The organism is Rhodococcus sp. 05-340-2 (genome assembly GCF_002258915.1).
Lineage (GTDB): Bacteria > Actinomycetota > Actinomycetes > Mycobacteriales > Mycobacteriaceae > Rhodococcoides.
Window position 1 is genome coordinate 1 of the sequence record NZ_NOYU01000009.1, and the last position, 541, is coordinate 541.

Here is a 541-nt window from a genome sequence, read left to right on the forward strand (position 1 = left end):
GAGTAGGGGGCTGTCGGGGTGCCGGGCAGCTCGGGGGGCCGCAGTCGTGTCGTATGCCGGCATCCGGGTTCAGGCAGCCACCGCTCGTCGCGAATGCGCGCGCGTTCGTGAGGTGCGCGCGGAATAGGTACAGGTTGGGATGCGATTGTGCGCGCGGATGGCAAGTGCGTGCGCGTTTGCGCTCGTGTACGCGGTTCGCAGTCGCGTGGTCTGCCGGCACCCGAGTTCAGGCAGCCCCCGCTCATCGCACATGCGCGTGCGCGAGGTGCGCGCGAAATAGGGGCTGGTCTGGGCGCGAGTGTGCACGCGGATAGCGGATGCGCGCGCGTGTGTCGGTGTGGGGTGTGTGGGTGGTTTCGAAATGCAGAACACCCCCAGACCAGTGGTCTGGGGGTGTTCTGGCAAATTGTGTTCGGCGGTGTCCTACTCTCCCACACCCTGTCGAGTGCAGTACCATCGGCGCTGGAGGGCTTAGCTTCCGGGTTCGGAATGGGACCGGGCGTTTCCCCTCCGCTATGGCCGCCGTAACTCTGCGAAACAG

1 rRNA gene is annotated in these 541 nt (G+C 66.2%); it reads right to left on the bottom strand.

Features of this window, described 5'->3' with window-relative positions:
• Window positions 1–410: 410 nt before the first annotated feature.
• A 5S ribosomal RNA gene (gene rrf, locus CH271_RS04350) occupies window positions 411–527 on the bottom strand.
• Window positions 528–541 lie beyond the last annotated feature (14 nt).